Raw genomic sequence first — 18,785 nt, 5'->3', positions numbered from 1 at the left:
GCTGCCAAGTAGCGGCCAACTTCGCCACCACCTGACAGCTAGAGCACTCAAATCAGCTAATCATTCCGCGTTCACGTAGTGCTGCGATCACGGCGTCAGCTGCTTCTTCTGCGTCCATTTCGGATGTTTTCAAATGAACATCCGGCGCTTCGGGGGCTTCATAGGTAGAGTCAATGCCAGTAAAGTTTTTCAGCTCCCCACGGCGGGCCTTTTTGTAGAGGCCCTTCGGGTCACGCGCCTCTACGACATCCAGCGGTGCATCGACAAAAATCTCGATGAACTCGCCCGCTTCCAACAGATCCCGCGCCAACTGGCGCTCACTGCGGAAAGGCGAGATAAACGCCGACATCACAATCAGCCCGGCATCCACCATCAGCTTGGCGGTTTCCGCCACCCGGCGAACGTTTTCCACCCGGTCAGCGTCGGTAAAGCCCAAATCACGATTCAAACCGTGGCGCACGTTATCGCCATCCAGCAAATAGGTATGCTGGCCGTGGGCGAAGAGCTTTTTCTCGACCAGGTTAGCGATGGTCGATTTACCCGCCCCGGAAAGTCCGGTAAACCAAAGTACCGCGGGCTTCTGGCTTTTTGCCAATGCACGCGCCTGCTTATCAATATCCACATGCTGCATATGGATATTCTGACTGCGCCGCAAGGCGAAGTGCAGCATGCCTGCACCAACCGTATTGTTGGTCATACGGTCGATGAGGATAAAGCCACCGGTATCGTGGTTGTCTTTATAGGCATCGAAGGCAACGGCACGGTTAAGGCTTAGGGTACAAATACCAATACCGTTCAGATCAAGCTGCTTGCTCGCAGTGTGTTCCAGGGTATTTACATTGACCTGGTATTTGATATCCGTGACGGTCGCCGAAACCGTTTGGGTGCCCAGCTTCATCAAGTAAGGGCGGCCCGGTAACAGCGGCGCTTCGTGCATCCACACCAGGGTGGTTTCGAACTGGTCGGCGGTGTGAGCTGGCTGGTCAACGCCGGAAATCACATCGCCACGGGAGATGTCGATTTCATCGTCTAGCAGCAGCGTAATCGACTGACCGGCAACGGCCTCTTCCAAGTCGCCATCTAGAGTATAAATCCGCGAGACAGTGCTAGTGTTACCGGAAGGCTGAACGCGGATCTGGTCGCCGGGGCGTACCACACCGCTGGACACCATACCGGTAAAACCACGGAAATCCAGGTTGGGGCGATTGACCCACTGCACCGGCATGCGGAAATGCGAGCGCTGAAGGTGTTCCGCATCCAGCTCGACGGTTTCCAGGTAGCCCAGCAGCGTTGTGCCGTGATACCAGGGCATTTTAGCGCTGTGCTCAATGACGTTGTCGCCCTTCAGCGCCGACATGGGAATGAAGGTGATGTTCTCCAGACCCAGCTGTTTGGCGAAAGCGCGGTACTCCTCAACAATCTGGTCAAAACGTGCTTTGGAGTAGTCGACCAAGTCCATCTTGTTAATCGCCACCACTAAGTGGCGCATACCCATCAACGACATCAAAAAGCTATGGCGACGGGTTTGGGTCAAAATACCGTGGCGCGCATCGACCATCAAAATAGCCGCATCAGCGGTGGAAGCCCCAGTCACCATGTTGCGGGTGTACTGCTCGTGCCCTGGGGTATCCGCTACGATAAACTTGCGCTTCTCGGTCGAGAAGAACCGATACGCCACATCAATGGTAATGCCCTGCTCCCGCTCGGCGGCCAAACCATCCACCAGCAGCGCAAAATCCATCTCGCCGCCCTGGGTGCCGTATTTTTTCGAGTCCGCTTCTATCGCGGCCAGTTGGTCTTCAAACAATAACTTGGACTCAAACAACAAGCGGCCAATCAGAGTACTTTTACCGTCGTCGACGCTGCCGCAGGTAATAAAGCGCAGCAAGCCCTTGTGCTCGTGGGCTTTCAGGTAGCCTTCGATATCCTCAGCAATCAGGTCAGATGAGTGAGACATTAAAAATACCCCTCTTGCTTCTTCTTCTCCATGGAGGCCGCGCTATCGCTATCAATCACTCGACCCTGGCGTTCCGATGTTTTGGTCAGCAGCATTTCTTGAATAATGGCAGGCAAGGTGTCCGCTTCTGATTCAACTGCGCCAGTTAGCGGGTAACAGCCGAGGGTACGAAAGCGTACTTTGCGCATCATGGGTACTTCACCCGGCTCTAGCGGCATGCGCTCGTCATCGACCATAATTAGCGCGCCATCGCGCTCAACCACTGGCCGTTCGGCGGCATAGTAAAGCGGAACAATGGGAATATTCTGCAGGTAAATGTACTGCCAGATATCCAACTCGGTCCAGTTGGAGATCGGAAACACACGAATCGACTCTTTGCCATTTTTACGCGTGTTATACAGCTTCCATAGCTCGGGGCGCTGGTTTTTCGGATCCCAGCGGTGCTGTGCGGTGCGGAACGAGAAAATACGCTCTTTAGCGCGTGATTTCTCTTCATCCCGCCGGGCGCCACCGAAAGCTGCATCAAAGCCGTACTTATCCAGCGCCTGCTTCAAGCCTTCGGTTTTCATGATGTCGGTATGGATAGCCGAGCCATGGGTAAACGGATTGATATCTTTCTCAACCCCTTCCGGGTTGATGTGCACCAGCAGATCCATACCAATCTCATCCGCCATATTGTCGCGGAATTCATACATGGCCCGGAACTTCCAGCGGGTATCAACGTGCAACAGCGGGAACGGCGGCGGCGAAGGCGCAAAGGCCTTGCGGGCCAGGTGCAGCATGACCGCGGAGTCTTTACCAACGGAGTAAAGCATTACCGGGTTTTCAGTCTCGGCAACCACTTCGCGCATGATCTGAATGCTTTCCGCTTCCAGTCGCTGTAAATGGGTGAGTGATGTCATCATCTATCCCAACAATTGTGTGAAAAAATATGCTCTCAAGTGCTAGGAAGCCAAGCCCATATCGGCAGGTACCGGCACTAACCAAAACATCGTTTGTTGCGTCAGCCAAGCCGTTACTTCCGGGCTGGCTGACAACCAAGCGCCATGAAATACCAAGGCGATTGGCCCTTTATTTTCTTCACTCTTGCCAATCAGTGTCTGCATAACGGCTAGATAATCATCTGCCAAAGGCGGGCGCTTAAAACAGCGCATCCACAACCGTCCACGCAGGCCATGCAAATAGAGCTGATAAACCGAACCCTGTGGATGCGCCACTCGGCGCACACCACCCTGCCAACGCTGGTCGGCCCCTCCTAACCTATCAAACTGTGGCGCCACCGCCTGCCGATACCACCGGCCCCGCTGGGAGCGCTGCTTAGCCAAGGTGCTTAACGGCCATGGCTCATGTTTCAGACCTTGGTTTTCCCACCAATGTTCAATGCCACGCTGGGTCAACTCGACGCCGTGTTCATCGCGTAAAAAAGCAGCCAAGTCAGCGCTGCTCCAGCCAGGTTTTCCCGCAGGGGGCTGGGTATACAGCGCCTCCCAAAGCCACTGTTGAATAGCGCTATCAAGCACGTTGGCCTGCCCTTTTAAACGGCCACGGGGCCGAACCGGCACTGCCGCCCAGCCCCCTTCACGAAACGCCTTCCAGGCAGCCGAGATGGTAGGGGCAGAAAGCCCGGTTTGCTGGCTGACCAATGGCACCGTCAACCCATCCAAACGAAGCTTCACAGCTTGCATACGGCGCTCATTGAGCCTTTCAGGCGATAAATGTTTAATGCTCAATATTAACGCTAACCACCTGTATTAAATACGCTTTTAAAGAATCAAAGCGTCAAAAATCGTCATTCATTAGACACCATCATAAAAGCCTGCGTAAAATCCAGCAAGTGAACCATGAAGTTAACGCATTTTAAGGACCCACCATGACCCCCTGGGCCGTTCTGTTTTCTATTACGATTTTATTAGCACTGTTAATCAGTGGGCGCGTAAAGCCCGCCATTGCGTTTGTTACGTTAGCCGCCATTTTTTTGCTACTAGGGTTTGTCGACACCGCCACCCTACTCACCCAATACACCAACCCAGCACTCGCCACGCTGCTGCTCTTGCTGCTGGTATCGCTAGCGCTAGAACGCTCGCCTCTGCTGGACTGGCTATCGCGCCACTTATTAAAAGGCCACCCCCGGCTGGCAACGGCACGACTAATGGGCAGCACGGCGGTGCTTTCCGCCTTTTTAAATAACACCGCCGTGGTGGCTGCATTTCTCGGGGCTATTTCGCGCCAGCAGCGTATCGCGCCCTCACGGCTACTAATCCCGCTCTCTTACGCCTCCATCCTGGGTGGCATTACCACCCTGGTGGGTACGTCCACCAACTTGGTGGTGAACTCGTTTAACTTAAGCGCCAGCGGCAGCGAGCTGGGCATGTTCCAGTTCAGCCTAGTGGGCATTCCCGTGGCGCTGGTGACCTTATGCGTTCTAATGTGGCGCGCTAATGCCCTTCCACACCACCAGCTCGAAGACACCAGCGAAAAGCTCTCCTACTTTCTAGCGGCCGACCTGGAACCCGACTCGCCGATGATCGGCAAAACCATCGAAGAGAACGGCCTGCGCAGCCTGGAGGGGCTCTACTTGTTGGAAATAGAGCGCAAAGGTCGACTGATTAGCCCCGTGGCGCCAGACGAACAGCTGCTTGCCAATGACACCCTGGTGTTCACGGGAGAAGTCGGCAAGGTGCAGGCGCTGCAGCGTTTTCCAGGGCTGCAGCTATTCGGCCATCAGGCCGATAATCTGCTGGCGACGAATCTGGTAGAGGTGGTGATTTCCCACGAATCAGAGCTTTCAGGTAAAACCCTGCAGGATGTGGATTTTCGCAGCATGTTCAGTGCGGGGGTGGTGGGTATACGGCGGGGAGAAAAACGTTTGGAGGGGCAACTGGGGAAAATCCCGCTTCGCGTGGGGGACTGTTTGCTGTTAGCAGTAAGCGCTGATTTCCGGCAACACCGCAACCTAGACCGCAACTTCCACTTACTCAGCGGCAGTTTCACCCGGCCTCAATTGAGTTATAAAGAGAGTCTATTCACCGTGGGCGGCTTTGCAGCGGTGATCGCCCTAGCCACCACCAATCTGCTGCCACTGTTCCACGGGCTGCTGATACTGCTGGGCGGGCTACTGCTGATGAAAGTGATCAGCTTGGCGGAGCTGCGCCGCCGTTTCCCGTTCGAGCTATGGCTGATTATTGGATCGGCGTTAGCGATTGCCCAAGCGCTGGAAAACTCAGGCGCGGCGGGCTTGCTAGCAAGCGGTATGCAGGGGCTGTTCAGCGGCTACGGTATCTATGCTGCTTTCATTGGCTGCTACTTACTGACGCTGCTACTCACGGAAACCGTAACCAACAACGCCGCTGCCGCACTCGCCTTTCCAGTCGCCTGGAGCACTGCCAACGCCTTTGGCGCCGACCCGCTGCCGTTTGTCATGGCCGTAGCCTACGGCGCCAGCGCCTGCTTTCTAATCCCGTTTGGCTACCAGACCCACCTGATGGTCTATTCACCAGGGCGCTACCGCATCACCGACTTTTTAAAGATCGGTTTGCCAGTCAGCCTAACCTATTCAGCGGCGGTACTGCTGATTACACCGCTGGTGTTTCCGTTTTAGGTGAGTGGTGAGGTGTGAGTGTTGAGGTGTGAGTGTTGAGGTGTGAGTGTTGAGGTGTGAGGGTTTTCGTAGCGCGGCGTAAGCGTCAGCGCACCCGCGAAAGGCGTCGGAACGACGCCCAAGGGCACAAAACCCAACCCCAGCACCGCTTCCGCGGGTGCGCCGTAGGCTTACCACGCGCTACTAAATCACGCTTGCACATGCAGGAGGGGATGCCAAGGGAGTGTGCACGTTATGCACATGGCCGTGGCACGTAATCACACCACCGAAATCGAGTGAGTGCACGTACCCGCGGTGGCGGCGGGACGATGCCCATCGACTCGTAGCAACGCTTCGCGCTGAAACTGAGCTGCAAAAACACAAACAATAATGCACTCAACGCACCAGAAGCGAGTTTAATTCCTGATACAACTTGAATTTCGAATCCGCTGACAAGATTTTTGCCTGGTGCGCCAAAGCCGTTGCAATAATAATACGGTCTTGAGGATCACTATGATGCTCGGGCAGCTTAGCGGCCCGCTCTGCAATCGCAGGGGTAATCGGTAATAGTGTTATGTTGGAAGCATCCAACGCCTGTTCGAACCACCACTCTAGAGCACACCCCAGATCAATACGCTGGTGCTCTACCAACCAAGCCACTTCAAACAGACTAATTGCGCTTACTCCCACGCAAGCATCATTTTCAATAGCTTCGCGCCATATAGGCTTCAACCGCTTATCGCCTGACATCCACCACAACCAAACATGAGTATCCAGAACCTGCATCAAGAAAAATCCCAACTGGAATCCGGTACGGTATCGAATGGATCATCATTAAAACGGATAGGCGGTACCTTCGCAGGTCGGCGACGGGGCGTGACTACCTGAGCTTCCGACATTGGTATTTCACGGGGAGAATCTTCTGTTAAAACAATCACTTTAACATGGCGATTTTTCAACTTTTCAAACTGAGGGAGACGAATAAACTCATTCTCAATATCTGTTTCGAACTCCACTGCGTACATCTCACACCTCCAACTCATAACAGCTTTTATCAATTCAGAATAGCACGTTTACCAAACACACTGGCACCGCTTCGCGCTGCTTCCGCGGGTGCGCCGTAGGTTTACCACGCGCTACTAAATCACGCTTGCACATGCAGGAGGGGATGCCAAGGGAGTGTGCACGTCATCACGCCACCGAAATCGAGTGAGTGCACGTACCCGTAGCGCGTGGTAACGAATCTCGCGAGGCACGAGCGTATGAGGCACCCGCGGGAGGCGGCGGAACGACGCCCGAGGACAACCAACCAACACTGCCCACACGAACTAAACCCCGGCACCGCTTCGCGATGCTTCCGCGGGTGCGCCGTAGGCTTACCACGCGCTACTCAATCTCGCATACACGGGAAGGTGGGGATTCCATGGCCGAGTGCGCGTTATGCACATGGCCATGGTAAAGAACCCGGACACCACCACCGGCTTCTACTCCTTCAACACACCTGCCAATAATGCTTTAGCGTTCTCAATCAGTTCATCCAGATGCTGTTCGCCTTTGAAACTCTCGGCATACACCTTATAAAGCGATTCAGTGCCGCTTGGCCGGGCAGCAAACCAACCACTATCGGTAGTGACCTTGATGCCTCCGATAGCGGCACCGTTTCCAGGAGCCGCAACCAGCACAGCAGTGATCGCATCACCTGCCAGGGTTTTCTCGATGACGCTCTCAGCACTCAGGTTTTTAAATGCCGCCTTCTCTTCAGGTGAACAGGCGGTATCAACACGCTTATAGAAAGGCTCGCCGAATCGCTCAGTGAGCGTGCGGTAATATTCACTAGGCGTTTTGCCGGTTACCGCCATAATTTCAGCCGCCAGCAAACACAGCACAATGCCATCTTTATCGGTAGACCACGCCTTACCGTCGCGGGTCAACAAACTGGCGCCAGCGCTCTCTTCACCACCAAAGGCCAACCAACCTTCATGTAGGCCATCCACAAACCACTTAAAGCCCACCGGCACTTCGTAGAGCTCACGCTGATGTGAGGCCACGACACGGTCAATCATGGAAGACGACACTAACGTTTTACCCACCTTCAGCTCAGCCGCCCACTCTGGGCGGTGGGTCATCAGGTAGTCGATGCACACCGCTAAAAAATGATTCGGATTCATCAGCCCGCTGGCATCAACAATACCGTGGCGGTCGGCATCCGGATCGTTACCAAAGGCGATATCGAAACGATCTTTAATAGTGAGCAGATTGGCCATCGCCGCAGAGCTTGAGCAATCCATGCGGATTTTGCCGTCGTGATCTGGCGGCATAAACGCAAACTCAGCATCAACAGCAGTATTCACCACATCAAGGTTAAGATGGTAGTGCGATGCAACTGCCTGCCATACCGGCAGCGCAGTGCCACCCATGGGGTCAGCACCTAGCCTCAGGTTCGCCTTCTGAATAGCGGCAATATCAACCACGCTGCCGAGCTGAGACACATAATGCGCCGTGTAATCGTACTCTTGCGCATGTGCGATCGCCTCTTCAACCGAAACAAGGGGCACGTCTTCTAACTGTCGCAGTAGGTAAGCATTGGCGCGCAACTCGATCCAACCGGTAGCATCAGTATCCGCAGGGCCGCCGTGGTAAGGGTTGTACTTAATTCCGCCATCTTCGGGTGGGTTATGCGAAGGGGTAATGATCAACCCATCAGCCAGCGCCGTACCAGGCGCGGCCTGACCTTGAGGAAGATTATGCTGCAAGATCGCGTGGCTGATCAGCGGCGTCGCGGTGAAACCATGATCTTTCTCGACAAAGACCGGCACCTTGTTGGCAGCCAACACCTGCAGTGCACACTCCCAGGCCGGGCGCGAAAGCGCATGGGTATCAAAGCCTAAAAACAGCGGGCCTTTGTAGCCCGCTTCAAGGCGGTAATCGACAACAGCCTGCGTGATAGCGAAGATATGAGATGCATTGAATGTACGCTCAGTCGCCCTGCCGCGATGGCCAGACGTGCCAAACGAAACCCGCTCGCCGACAACAGTGGCATTTGGCTTTTCTTGATAAAAAGCGTTAACAATAGACTCCATGATTCTCTCCCTGCTCATGTTACTGCGACACAGCATTGCTGCGTTGTAGCCAGAACTGCGCGGCGACTTCTACACCACCTAGTCTTTTTGCATCGGCAGCGGCTTGTTTAGCCATCCGCGCAGTGGCTTCGGGGTTTTCTAATAAGTGCTCTAACGCGCTTCGCCATTCAATGGGCGTATCATTGACAAGCAAACCGTTTTCTCCGTGATGTACCACCTCAGTATAAGGGTAGCGATTAGAATAAATGCCCACCCCACCCATGGCGGTAATATCCCAAAACTTTATAAATGATTTGCCACGATTGAATGGGGTATCTAACAGCGGGGCTAAGCCTATATGGCAGTGGTGCTCTCGCTGATAAACCTTAAACGACTCCCAAGGTAAAGGGGAAGGCACGTTTAAGCGTGGAAGTGTAATGAGGCTTTCTGGCGTGTGTGGCCCCAGCATAATCTCCACCTGGGTATCCATACGCTGAGACTGCATTTGCTGGATGGCAGGTGCAATATGCATGAGGTCTGTTAAATGCGCCCGCGTGCCATAAAAGCCGATTTTCCAATTGACGGCGGAAGATGGCGGCAGCGAGAAGTGCTGAAGTGAAGGCAGAGGAACAATAAGGGGCGGCGTGAGCACTTGAACATTAGCATGTTCGCTAAAAAAACAGCGCGCCAGTTGCTCGCTAGAAACCACCACCTCATCAGCCAGTGCCAGCAGCCTAGGCTGGTATTTTGCAATGCGCGCCATTCGTTTACGGTAGGCGGCGGGTAAAACGGGGTCATTGGCTGCCGCCGTAATATCATCATCAATTAAATAAGCGATATAGCCAAAGTCGTTTCGGTGGCGTTCCAACCAGCGCAGCCAACCCAGCGGCAGCGAACGGCAAAGCAACAGGTTGGCGCCTGCATACCGTTTAAGAAGAGCGCGGCCATGTAACCTGCTAGCCCCAAAGGAGCGAGAAACGGCTACCCGTTCAACCGTGATTCCCCGCAGGCGTAACTCGGGCGCCGCAGAGGCCAGGAAATAAATATCCTCGGTAGGCCGCGCGCCATCGCTAAGAACAACCCAACCAACCGAACCACTCACGATAAATCCCTTTTAACGATGACTCTGCTTCTTGCTCAAAAAATTATCAGCAACGCTTCGCGGGTGCGCCGTAGGCTTACCACGCGCTACGAAAACCATCTAAATCAAGTAAATGCACATGCCGTAGCGCGTGGTAACGAATCTCGCGAGGTACGAGCGTATGAGGCACCCGCGGGAGGCGGCGGAACGACGCCCAGTGGCACTGAACCAAACCCGGCACCGCTGCGTGCAGTGGCAGGATTATTGGCTTGTATCAGGGCGCAGTTTGAACTGCTCATATAACGTGTAAATACGGGCGCGCAGCAAGGTTGCTGCTTCCGAACGCATAAAGTGAGCAACGTCCAAACACTGGAACAGATAGGTGAACACCAAGGTACCCAACTGATGGTCAACTCTTTTTTCAGCCAACGTCTCTACTGCAACCCAGGGCAACCCACGCAACAAAAGCGCCGCATCGAATCCTAACGGCAAATACGCCCATCGATCCCAATCAACAAGCGCTACCTGCTCCCGCTGAGTATCAATGAGTACGTTATTACGATGTAGATCCCCATGCGACAGTACCCGTGGCAACCGCGCAGTAACACGCATCAAGAAGATAAAAAACGTTAATTCAAGCTTGCCACCCCCTTCTCGCAAAGCCTGAACGAACACCGATGGGAATAATCGATGCAATAAGCTTCTAAAACGACTTGAACGGCGCCTTAAAGCGCTACGCCTAGCTTCGCCCGCTTGCTGAAGGGTAAGAAGTTGCGCCATTACTAGCGGCACCCACGCCTCCCAACCGTTACCCACTTTATCCAGCGTAATACCTGGCTGAAAAGCAAATATCTGTATCACGTGCCTGTCTTGAGAAATCGCTTCCAATAAAGGCGGGGCAGCTATGCGACTAGGCATTATGACGTTGTCATAAAGTTGCTTTACGTTTTCATGCGCCTTCGGCTCCACATCAAAACGCGCCATGACGGGGGCCTGGTTAGCAACGTTAAGTACAGCGCCAGCCATTTGCCGCTCAGCAGACTGCCCGAATAATGGTTTAAATTTTTCTACTGACAACTGATCAGGGAGCCTAGCTATCGCGTCATACTCAGCATGGTGATGAGAGATGGCAATAGGTAACCAATCGCTTTGCCTAGGATTCCTGTAGAGCCAAGGGCTATTCCGCAATGGCACTCCTTGGGGCGTTACAATCCGGACGATATCTCCATGCTGCAGCGCCAACTGCCCACGAAACCCGACGTTGCCGCTCAAAGAGTGCCCTGCCCTTTTCACATCCGCTCGTTGGCGTTCACAAGACAATTGACAGCGGGCTCGGCCATTAACCAAAACAATCACGTACGGCGCCAGGCTCCAACCACTAATCGTATCCTCACTCACCTGATCTATAAAACCTAATGTAGCCGACCTTTTTTTTACTTTCAGCATAAACGTATTACTTGGATATCCGGTGAAGATTGTTCTTTGGCGTAGCACCGTTTCTGATCAGTACCTGTATCTATCTCTATACCTGCACGTGGGCGCCTGCAGATTTTTTATCAGGATATCAAGCATTTATCGCAATGAGAAATCTTCATGTACAAGGGTAAGGTTGGGATTATAAGCAGGATCGCAATCTAACCGCTTGCCCCACGTAGCACGCATATACGTCACCTCTTTGGAGGCACGTGAACGCTTCTTCGAGTTATCATCTGCACCACGAGAGATAGACTCATGGTGATAAAGCTCAGCATAGGGCGTCCACAGGTTACGGTACCCCGCTTCACGCACTTTCAAACAAAAGTCGACATCGTTAAAGGCAACGGTCAGCTCGTTTTCATTCAGCCCCTTCACCTGCTCAAAGACAGACTTACGCACCAACAAGCAGGCAGCGGTAACCGCCGACATATTCTGAACCAAATGCAAGCGGGTGAAATAGCCACTCGCGTTACGGGTAAAGTATTTGTGCGCATGACCCGCCACCCCGCCGATACCCAGAATAACCCCCGCGTGTTGAATGGTATCGTTAGGGTAATACAACTTAGCCCCCACGCAGCCAATGTCAGGGCGGCAAACTTGGCTAACCATCTCACCCAACCACTCAGAGTTGATCGGCTCAATATCGTTATTCACTAAGCCAATAATGTCGCCTTTAGCATGCTGGGCACCAAAATTGTTAATAGCGGAGTAATTGAACGGCTCTGACCAGGGCAATACACGCACTCTCTCGTCGCGTTTAGCCACGGCCTCCATATACGCCAGGGTTTCAGAGCACGTGCTGCCATTATCCAAAATCAGCAGTTCAAAATTTTGGTAATCCGTACGGTCTAAAATCGCATCGACGCAAGGCTTTAAAATTTCTACCCGATCCCGGGTAGGAATCAATAAGCTAACCAACGGTGCCGTGGCAGGAATGGGCCAGCATACGCGATACGTGTTGGGGTAATGGCCATGCTCAGCTACCGCACCGCGGTGATGCTTATCTACGTGGCTAGCCACTGCCTTAAGTCCCGCCTCAGCGGTATAGTCCTTTTGGGTGCTGTTCATGGCCGTGGAGCCTTCCGTAGCGCGCCAGTGATAAAGCACCTTGGGAATATGAACAATACGGTCGGCGGAGATTTCTGCCGTTACCCGGAGCACCAAGTCGTGATCCTGGCTACCCTCATACCCCTCACGAAAGCCCCCTACCTGGCGCACCAGCTCGGTACGATACACACCCAAGTGGGAAATATAATTTTGCCCCAGCAACAGGTCAGGGTTCCAGGCAGGCTTGAAGTGCGGGTCGAATCGCTCGCCGCGTTCGTTAAGCTTATCTTCATCGCTATATAACAGCGCCGCATTGGGTGTGTCCTGCAACGCGACGATCACTTGATACAAGGCATCTTCATTAAGGGTGTCGTCATGATCGAGCAGCGCGGTAAACTCACCCTCAGCTATTTCCAGCGCACTGTTACTGGCTGCACAAATATGCCCGTTGCGCTCGCGAATCACCACTTCAATGCGAGGGTCTGACGCGGCATAGCTGTTTAAAATTTTATGCACCCGAGGGTCGGTAGAGGCATCATCTGCCAGGCATAGCTGCCAATGGGGGTAGGACTGCGCCAGGACTGAGTCAATACAAGCACTTAATAGCTCGGGCGTTGGGTTATAAACAGGCACAACAACCGAAATAAGCGGTTTGTATTCCGCCTGTGCTAAAAATTGCTGAACCTCTTCCCTACTGGGCAGCACCTGGTTGCTCAACCACTCTGGGTAACTCTTTCCAGTGGTCATGCGTTCAAAGGTCGCGTTATATTCTGCCATGGCAAGGGTACGCCAATGCACACCCTGCTCTTGCGCAAGCTGCTTTAACGAGGGAACCACCTCTTTTTTCTCCCGCCCCCGCCAGCGGTGGTGCATGCGTGCCAAGCGTTGCGCCAAACGGTCATGAGCAAACCAAGGGGTCAACCATACAAACCGCAGGTGACGAATAGTGAAAAGCCCTTCGGACTCAAGTGGGTCAAAGCGTATTGCCTTAACGCCCCAGGGCATCCAAAACAAACGCTTTGTGATACGGCCAAGTTTTAAGGGCAAGTAAACACTCGACTCCTCCTCAAAACCGTTGCCTAAATCAAAGTATAACTTGATCGCTGCGCTGGGTTGGTTGTGGGTAATATCCGCCTCAAGCATTTGCCAGCCCGGCAAGACCCGACCACGGGGAACGACGAATTGCGGGTCCTCATTGAGGGATAACCACTCAAACTGTGCATTCTCGCCTTCCATCCGTTGAAGGCCACTGACCGGCTCATATTTAGGTTTTTGTACAAACAAATTCACAAGAGCCTATGCCTCGTATCTATATTAATAACGTTAAATGTAAAGAAGGAAAACAATTAAACCGTGCGCTGCCCAAGGGATTGGCCTGTTGCGGCCACCACACACTCTACCACGTCGCCAATCGTAAGCTGCTCAGAAAACTTATAATGAAAGCCAACGTAGCCCTTACGCGGTGGCGAAAGCCGCAGCAAACCTGGGCGCAGGTCTTTCGCCAGTACCTGGCCATCCACTTTTCCATTAACCAGTACATTAATATCGACGGGACTTTCATCAGTGGTATACCACGCCCAGCCACGTACAGTATTTTGATTTACACCTTGAATCTCACTATGAACATAAGAAAGCCCTTTTTTAAACAACTCGGTGCGAGCATTTAAGAGATCTTTAGCATTTTCATACAAAAGGAGGTCTGTCTCATTAAGATCTTCAATCTCCTTAACCACTTCATCGCTCAGCTTATAGGCATCCTGCTTTTTCGTTCGGCCCCGATTAAGCTCCACTGGCTGGATATCAACACCGTAGCAACCATTAATTTGCTCCAGGCTATTATGATAATCCTCAGTAAGACCGACAAAACCGAGCGCCTCTAAAGGTGCGCCCTGCAACAAACGCGACTGGCGATTGATATAGCGCGGCTGCGTATAAAAAGATCTCAGATCACCCTCATATTTATTATGACGTACAAAGTGCTGGTATTCTGAAACCGTGCGCTGCACAGGGTCACGCAGAAAAACGATGGTATTGGCCGAACCAAATAGATGCAGATACTTATCTGCATGCACATGACCACTCAAAAACTTCGCATCACGACTTTCGAAATGTTTTAAAAAATCGAGTCGGTCACCGTCACCATACATAATATCCAGGATGAACGGTGATGTTTCATCGGAATCATCCGCATAGTCATACACAACATGCCGTAAACCAAAAAAGGTTTCACAAGCTTTACGAAAGCTGGTGCCAGCCGTTTTGGGAATATGAACAAAATACAGTGGGGACATTCACTCACCTTGAATTATCAAATTGCCAGTCAAGCTTAAGCAGACAAAGGGATAGAAATTACTCTATATTGATACAAAGCAGTTAAATAGACAGCATACTTTTTAAAAAATTCATTCTGAGTCATAAATATTATAAGAACTCGCATCTGATTCTATGTCTTAATAATTATTTTATAAAACTCAGCGGTGAATAAACTCAAAAAAATCAGAAAAAGAAACTTTCAACAACATCTATAACTTTTTTTTGCTCCTTTTCAGTCATACCATAATAAATCGGAAGTCGGACTAAGCGTTCACTCTCAGTAGTCGTATAATTATCTGCTCCATGAAAATAACCATGTTGTTGACCAGCGGGTGAAGTGTGCAAAGGAATATAATGAAACACAGCTGTAATATCCTCTTTCTTCAAATGCTCAATAAATTGCGAGCGCTGGTCTATATCACGAAGTTTCAGATAATACATATGAGCATTATGTGTGCAATCCTCAGGTACAAAAGGAAGCTCAACGTAACTATTTTTTTGTAATTTACTGAAAGATGAGTGATAATTATCCCATAGAGAAATTCTTGCTTTATTAATCACCTCTACTTTTTCAAGCTGAGCATATAAAAAAGCAGCTTGAAGTTCTGAAGGCAAATAACTACTACCTACATCAACCCAACTATACTTATCGACCATTCCGCGGAAAAACAGGCTTCTATTAGTCCCTTTTTCACGTATGATCTCCGCCTTTTCAATGAAACGCTTATCGTTAATTATCAGCAATCCACCCTCACCACCGCTAGTATAATTTTTAGTTTCATGAAAGGAGTATGCTGCTAAATGTCCTAAAGTACCTAAAGGTTTGCCATCATAGGTACTCATCATGCCTTGTGCAGCATCTTCAATAACGAAAAGGCCATATTTCAAAGCAATCGCATTTATCGCAACCATGTTGCAAGCTATACCAGCATAGTGAACGGGAACTATAGCTTTAGTCCGTTCATTTATAGCAGCCTCAACTAGCTTCTCATCCATATTCATAGTATCTGGCCGAACATCTACAAATGCCACCTTCGCACCACGAAGAACAAATGCATTAGCAGTACTAACAAAAGTGTAGCTGGGCATAATTACTTCGTCACCCGGCTGAATGTCAATTAGCATAGCTGCCATCTCTAAAGCAGCAGTACAAGAAGGGGTTAACAGTGCTTTTTTACAAGTAAGGTCATTTTCAAACCACTCCTGACATTTTTTTCCAAAAAAAGCATCTCCAGATAGTTTATTGCCCTGCATAGCTTCAGAAAGATACTTTTGCTCATTACCTACCAATGGTGGTCGATTAAATCCGATATGCATTAGTTAATACTCTTCATAAAATCACGAGCATTTGGACCTTCGTTAAAGATAAGGTCTAATATAGAAACACCATGTTCGAAGGGTGGATATAACTGACTATATTCTGGGTAACCTGAGTAGTCCATCCACTCTATACTTATACCTTTTTCTTGGGCCAATTTTCCATCGAAATAGTTTTTAGCTGCCGGGCCACTTAAATAGGTGTCACATCCTATTTGCTGACATATATTGAGCAGCGTCTCGGTTTGATTCCCTTCAAGATGAAAATCTGAAGACAAGTGAAATTTAGTTTCAATGGAAAGAATACTAGAAACAATATTAATTAGTTCAAAATTAATACAACTTAAATTTGTTTTTTTGTTATTTAAATAAAAATCTTCAAATAAATCCTTGTACTCTTTAAAATAAGGTGCTTTCGAGTAGTTTTGTGAAATAGTTTTCCAGTGCTTTTTTTGCCACATTGAATCAGCCACTAAAGTATCAAAAATACTTTGGTCTAATGTTTTATGTTTAACCGGAACTGTTAACCAAGTAAGACCTCCACTTGTTTTGATTTTATTACGATTTCTCCAATCATTTTTTGTATACTGTACACTGTCGTATATAACAAAATCATCAACCATATTAATTAAATCAAAATACCCTTTCCAAGGTATGTAATTAGACTGCAATATTGCCACTTTTTTATTCAACTCAAAATCTCCTTGTTAATCTGGCCAAAGGATTTGCTCAATCGTTCAATTTCATATTCAACATTGGCCTTAGATGACGAATACATCTTATCAAACTCATCTCTCTTAATATCAAATGAATCAAAATAGTTTCGAACAACTCCCTCTCTATCTTTGCTTTCCAATGTAAATGAATAATCGGCATAATCCATTTCTTGCCAACACACGGCTTCAATATAGCTAATAACATCACTCGGCAATACTAAACTAAAATTACCAATTACTGATTGATCGAATAGCTTTTTATCGCCGAAAGAAGAATTACCTTTCCAAGTTGTATTTTCATTCAAACCTTTATAAAAAATATTAAAAAAACTTTCATCCAGGCCCAAAAAGACAAAGATTTCTTTCAATACTCTTTGAGGATTATAGATTAAATCTTCAAATTTTACTTGCTTAAAATTTACATCACTTAAACACTCATAACCTATATGTACACTTTTTCTCCAGTTCCGCAAATCAAATAGCACAGGTCTCTCACTACCTGTATAAACTTCCCCATTACCGAATGACATAGATGCAATCATATCTCGAGGATCCCTGACAACATTAATACACTTAATGCCATGAGACAATAAAAAAGGAACAAACTCTTCAACTAGAACTTCTTTATCGCCTGAAACATCAGCTGGCAAAAGATCTTCTACTTTTATATTACTATCTAACCATTTTTGCAGCTCAGAAAAAGAGTAACCTATAGGATCTGAGTAGTTATTAAAAACATGATATGCTTGAATGTTTTTTTCAGCATGAAATCTTTTAACCACTTCGACAAAATTATCAGTATACAATTGATAGCTTACCGATAGATCTGGATGGCAATCTAAAACTTTTTGAAGAAGGGTTGTCCCAGAACGCATCATTCCCGTAATAAATAATTTCATATAATCTACCTATAAGTATTTTCTTTTTTTAAAATTAAGGCATGCATCTTCTAAGAAGCGTTCAAAAAAAACTTCGTTTTCATTTGACTTAAGGCTTAGTAGATAATGAGATTGATCTGAAATAACTTTATTAGAATAATTTTTGTCTTCTAACAAAATTTCTAATTTTTCAAAATATTCATCAATACTATCGCAGGCATGCTGATGTGTAGCATATTTTATATAACCACCAGCTTCGTCTTTCATGGCCAAACAAGGAATTTTTTGTTCAACTGCCATCCTAGTACCTGAATCACCTCCGTGAAAACCTGGAAGATATGCATATACATCCGACTGACTGAAGTGCTCAGACAGTTGATTTGTAATAGGTAAAAAAAGCAGCTTTTCTTCTAAGGTTAAAAACCTGCGATCAAGCTCAAAGTAATCTTCTTTTGTTTCATGTCCTATAAAATGCCATTCAACTTCATTTTTTTGTAAAAAATTTATTATCTTATCAATCAGAATTTCATTCTTCTTTAAATTTTTTATTATTCTTTTATTTGTAAAAGCAGTAACAACAATTTTTCGTTTTTTATTTTTAGAAGGAATTATGAAATTAAAATTAAAATCTCTTTTTTCGTCAATTATAACTGGTAAAAACTTTGCATTATTATTCTCATGCGTTCTTGCCTCTTGTCCAACAAATGTTATATCGACCAAATCATTTATCGGCAACTTTGGGCTACAATGTACAGACATTACAGGCCCTTCTTCTCTTACAAACTTTATCACATGGTTATTTTTAACTGTTTCAACTGTTTCAAAAAACAAGCTGAAATACGGCTTTTTATCTATAGCATGAGATACCCAGTAGGAATAATCTATAAGGTCAGTCAAATATCTAGGAAAGGCCTGGATACTAAATTTGTTACGCTCTAATTCAGTTAAGTGTTCATCAAAAAAGTTTTTATTAAATTCTGGGTTAGAATGCCCGCCTTCATGAGTTATAAAAAATCTAATTTTTTTATTCGGAAATATACGATGCAGTCTCTGAACCCATGCTAAGTAAAGAAACTTATGGCTTGATATTTCAGTAGGTAATAAGTGCGGAGCAAATAAAAAAATCTCGTTCCCATCTTCTTTAAAGCTAATTCTATTAGCATTTATTTTTGCAATCAATTCATTTTGTATTTTTTTAAGATTATTTTTGACAGGCCCATCTTTATCATCACTCAAATAAAGTGCCTGTTGCATAATCTTTTTTGCACCGAGCAAATTATTTTTTTTGAAATCTAATGCAAGAAAAAAAAGTTGATCGACATTTAAATTCAAAGAATCACTCATAATTCGCTCTTTTCAAAAAT

At 48.3% G+C, this 18,785-nt stretch carries 15 protein-coding genes; 1 reads left to right on the top strand and 14 read right to left on the bottom strand.

Going from position 1 to position 18,785, the window contains the following annotated elements; genetic code table 11:
* Positions 1-52: 52 nt before the first annotated feature.
* The 3 genes from cysN to A6R74_RS20855 are packed head-to-tail and all read right to left on the bottom strand — an operon-like array spanning position 53 to position 3,642.
* Positions 53-1,957 (bottom strand): sulfate adenylyltransferase subunit CysN, encoded by a 1,905-nt coding sequence (gene cysN / locus A6R74_RS20865; protein ID WP_064236404.1) that lies wholly within the window; start codon positions 1,955-1,957, stop codon positions 53-55.
* Positions 1,957-2,859 (bottom strand): sulfate adenylyltransferase subunit CysD, encoded by a 903-nt coding sequence (cysD, locus tag A6R74_RS20860; protein WP_064236403.1) that lies wholly within the window; start codon positions 2,857-2,859, stop codon positions 1,957-1,959. The genes cysN and cysD overlap by 1 nt, the downstream gene beginning before the upstream one ends.
* 42 nt (positions 2,860-2,901) lie before the next feature.
* Positions 2,902-3,642: a helix-turn-helix domain-containing protein gene (locus A6R74_RS20855; RefSeq protein ID WP_064236401.1), complete on the bottom strand. Its 741-nt coding sequence runs from the start codon at positions 3,640-3,642 to the stop codon at positions 2,902-2,904.
* A gap of 185 nt (positions 3,643-3,827) precedes the next feature.
* On the opposite strand from A6R74_RS20855, the gene A6R74_RS20850 reads away from it, so the two are divergent.
* Positions 3,828-5,555 carry an SLC13 family permease gene (locus A6R74_RS20850; RefSeq protein ID WP_064236399.1) on the top strand — a complete coding sequence of 576 codons (1,728 nt, stop codon included), beginning with the start codon at positions 3,828-3,830 and terminating at the stop codon, positions 5,553-5,555.
* A 375-nt stretch (positions 5,556-5,930) separates the two neighbouring features.
* Here A6R74_RS20850 and A6R74_RS20845 read toward each other — a convergent pair whose 3' ends face one another.
* From A6R74_RS20845 to A6R74_RS20795, 11 genes are all read right to left on the bottom strand, one after another.
* Positions 5,931-6,320, bottom strand: coding sequence for a type II toxin-antitoxin system VapC family toxin (locus tag A6R74_RS20845; RefSeq protein WP_064236398.1), 390 nt, complete (start codon positions 6,318-6,320; stop codon positions 5,931-5,933).
* On the bottom strand, positions 6,320-6,559 hold the full coding sequence (locus A6R74_RS20840) for a hypothetical protein (protein ID WP_064236396.1): 240 nt from the start codon (positions 6,557-6,559) through the stop codon (positions 6,320-6,322). Before A6R74_RS20840 ends, A6R74_RS20845 begins: the two co-directional genes overlap by 1 nt.
* Positions 6,560-7,018: 459 nt before the next feature.
* A complete protein-coding gene (gene pgm / locus A6R74_RS20835; protein ID WP_064236394.1) occupies positions 7,019-8,614 on the bottom strand; it encodes a phosphoglucomutase (alpha-D-glucose-1,6-bisphosphate-dependent) in 1,596 nt (531 codons plus the stop codon).
* A 19-nt stretch (positions 8,615-8,633) separates the two neighbouring features.
* On the bottom strand, positions 8,634-9,695 hold the full coding sequence (locus tag A6R74_RS20830; protein WP_064236392.1) for a glycosyltransferase: 1,062 nt from the start codon (positions 9,693-9,695) through the stop codon (positions 8,634-8,636).
* Between the two features lie 240 nt (positions 9,696-9,935).
* Entirely contained in the window at positions 9,936-11,168 is a 1,233-nt protein-coding gene (locus tag A6R74_RS20825; RefSeq protein WP_125410307.1) for a phosphotransferase, read from the bottom strand.
* A 78-nt stretch (positions 11,169-11,246) separates the two neighbouring features.
* The gene (locus A6R74_RS20820) at positions 11,247-13,487 is read right to left on the bottom strand and encodes a glycosyltransferase family 2 protein (RefSeq protein ID WP_064236388.1); all 2,241 of its coding nucleotides are present in this window, start codon (positions 13,485-13,487) and stop codon (positions 11,247-11,249) included.
* Between the two features lie 56 nt (positions 13,488-13,543).
* Positions 13,544-14,488, bottom strand: a complete 945-nt coding sequence (locus A6R74_RS20815; RefSeq protein WP_064236386.1) for a sulfotransferase family 2 domain-containing protein — start codon at positions 14,486-14,488, stop codon at positions 13,544-13,546.
* Between the two features lie 205 nt (positions 14,489-14,693).
* Positions 14,694-15,827: a dTDP-4-amino-4,6-dideoxygalactose transaminase gene (rffA, locus tag A6R74_RS20810; RefSeq protein ID WP_064236383.1), complete on the bottom strand. Its 1,134-nt coding sequence runs from the start codon at positions 15,825-15,827 to the stop codon at positions 14,694-14,696.
* Complete coding sequence (locus A6R74_RS20805; protein WP_064236381.1) at positions 15,827-16,519, bottom strand: WbqC family protein; 693 nt, start codon at positions 16,517-16,519, stop codon at positions 15,827-15,829. Before A6R74_RS20805 ends, rffA begins: the two co-directional genes overlap by 1 nt.
* The gene (locus tag A6R74_RS20800) at positions 16,516-17,442 is read right to left on the bottom strand and encodes a sulfotransferase family protein (protein WP_064236379.1); all 927 of its coding nucleotides are present in this window, start codon (positions 17,440-17,442) and stop codon (positions 16,516-16,518) included. Before A6R74_RS20800 ends, A6R74_RS20805 begins: the two co-directional genes overlap by 4 nt.
* Positions 17,443-17,451: 9 nt before the next feature.
* The gene (locus A6R74_RS20795) at positions 17,452-18,765 is read right to left on the bottom strand and encodes a hypothetical protein (protein ID WP_064236377.1); all 1,314 of its coding nucleotides are present in this window, start codon (positions 18,763-18,765) and stop codon (positions 17,452-17,454) included.
* Positions 18,766-18,785 lie beyond the last annotated feature (20 nt).

The organism is Halomonas sp. ALS9 (assembly GCF_001651035.1).
Lineage (GTDB): Bacteria > Pseudomonadota > Gammaproteobacteria > Pseudomonadales > Halomonadaceae > Vreelandella.
This window is presented reverse-complemented; position numbering and strand designations above follow the sequence as displayed.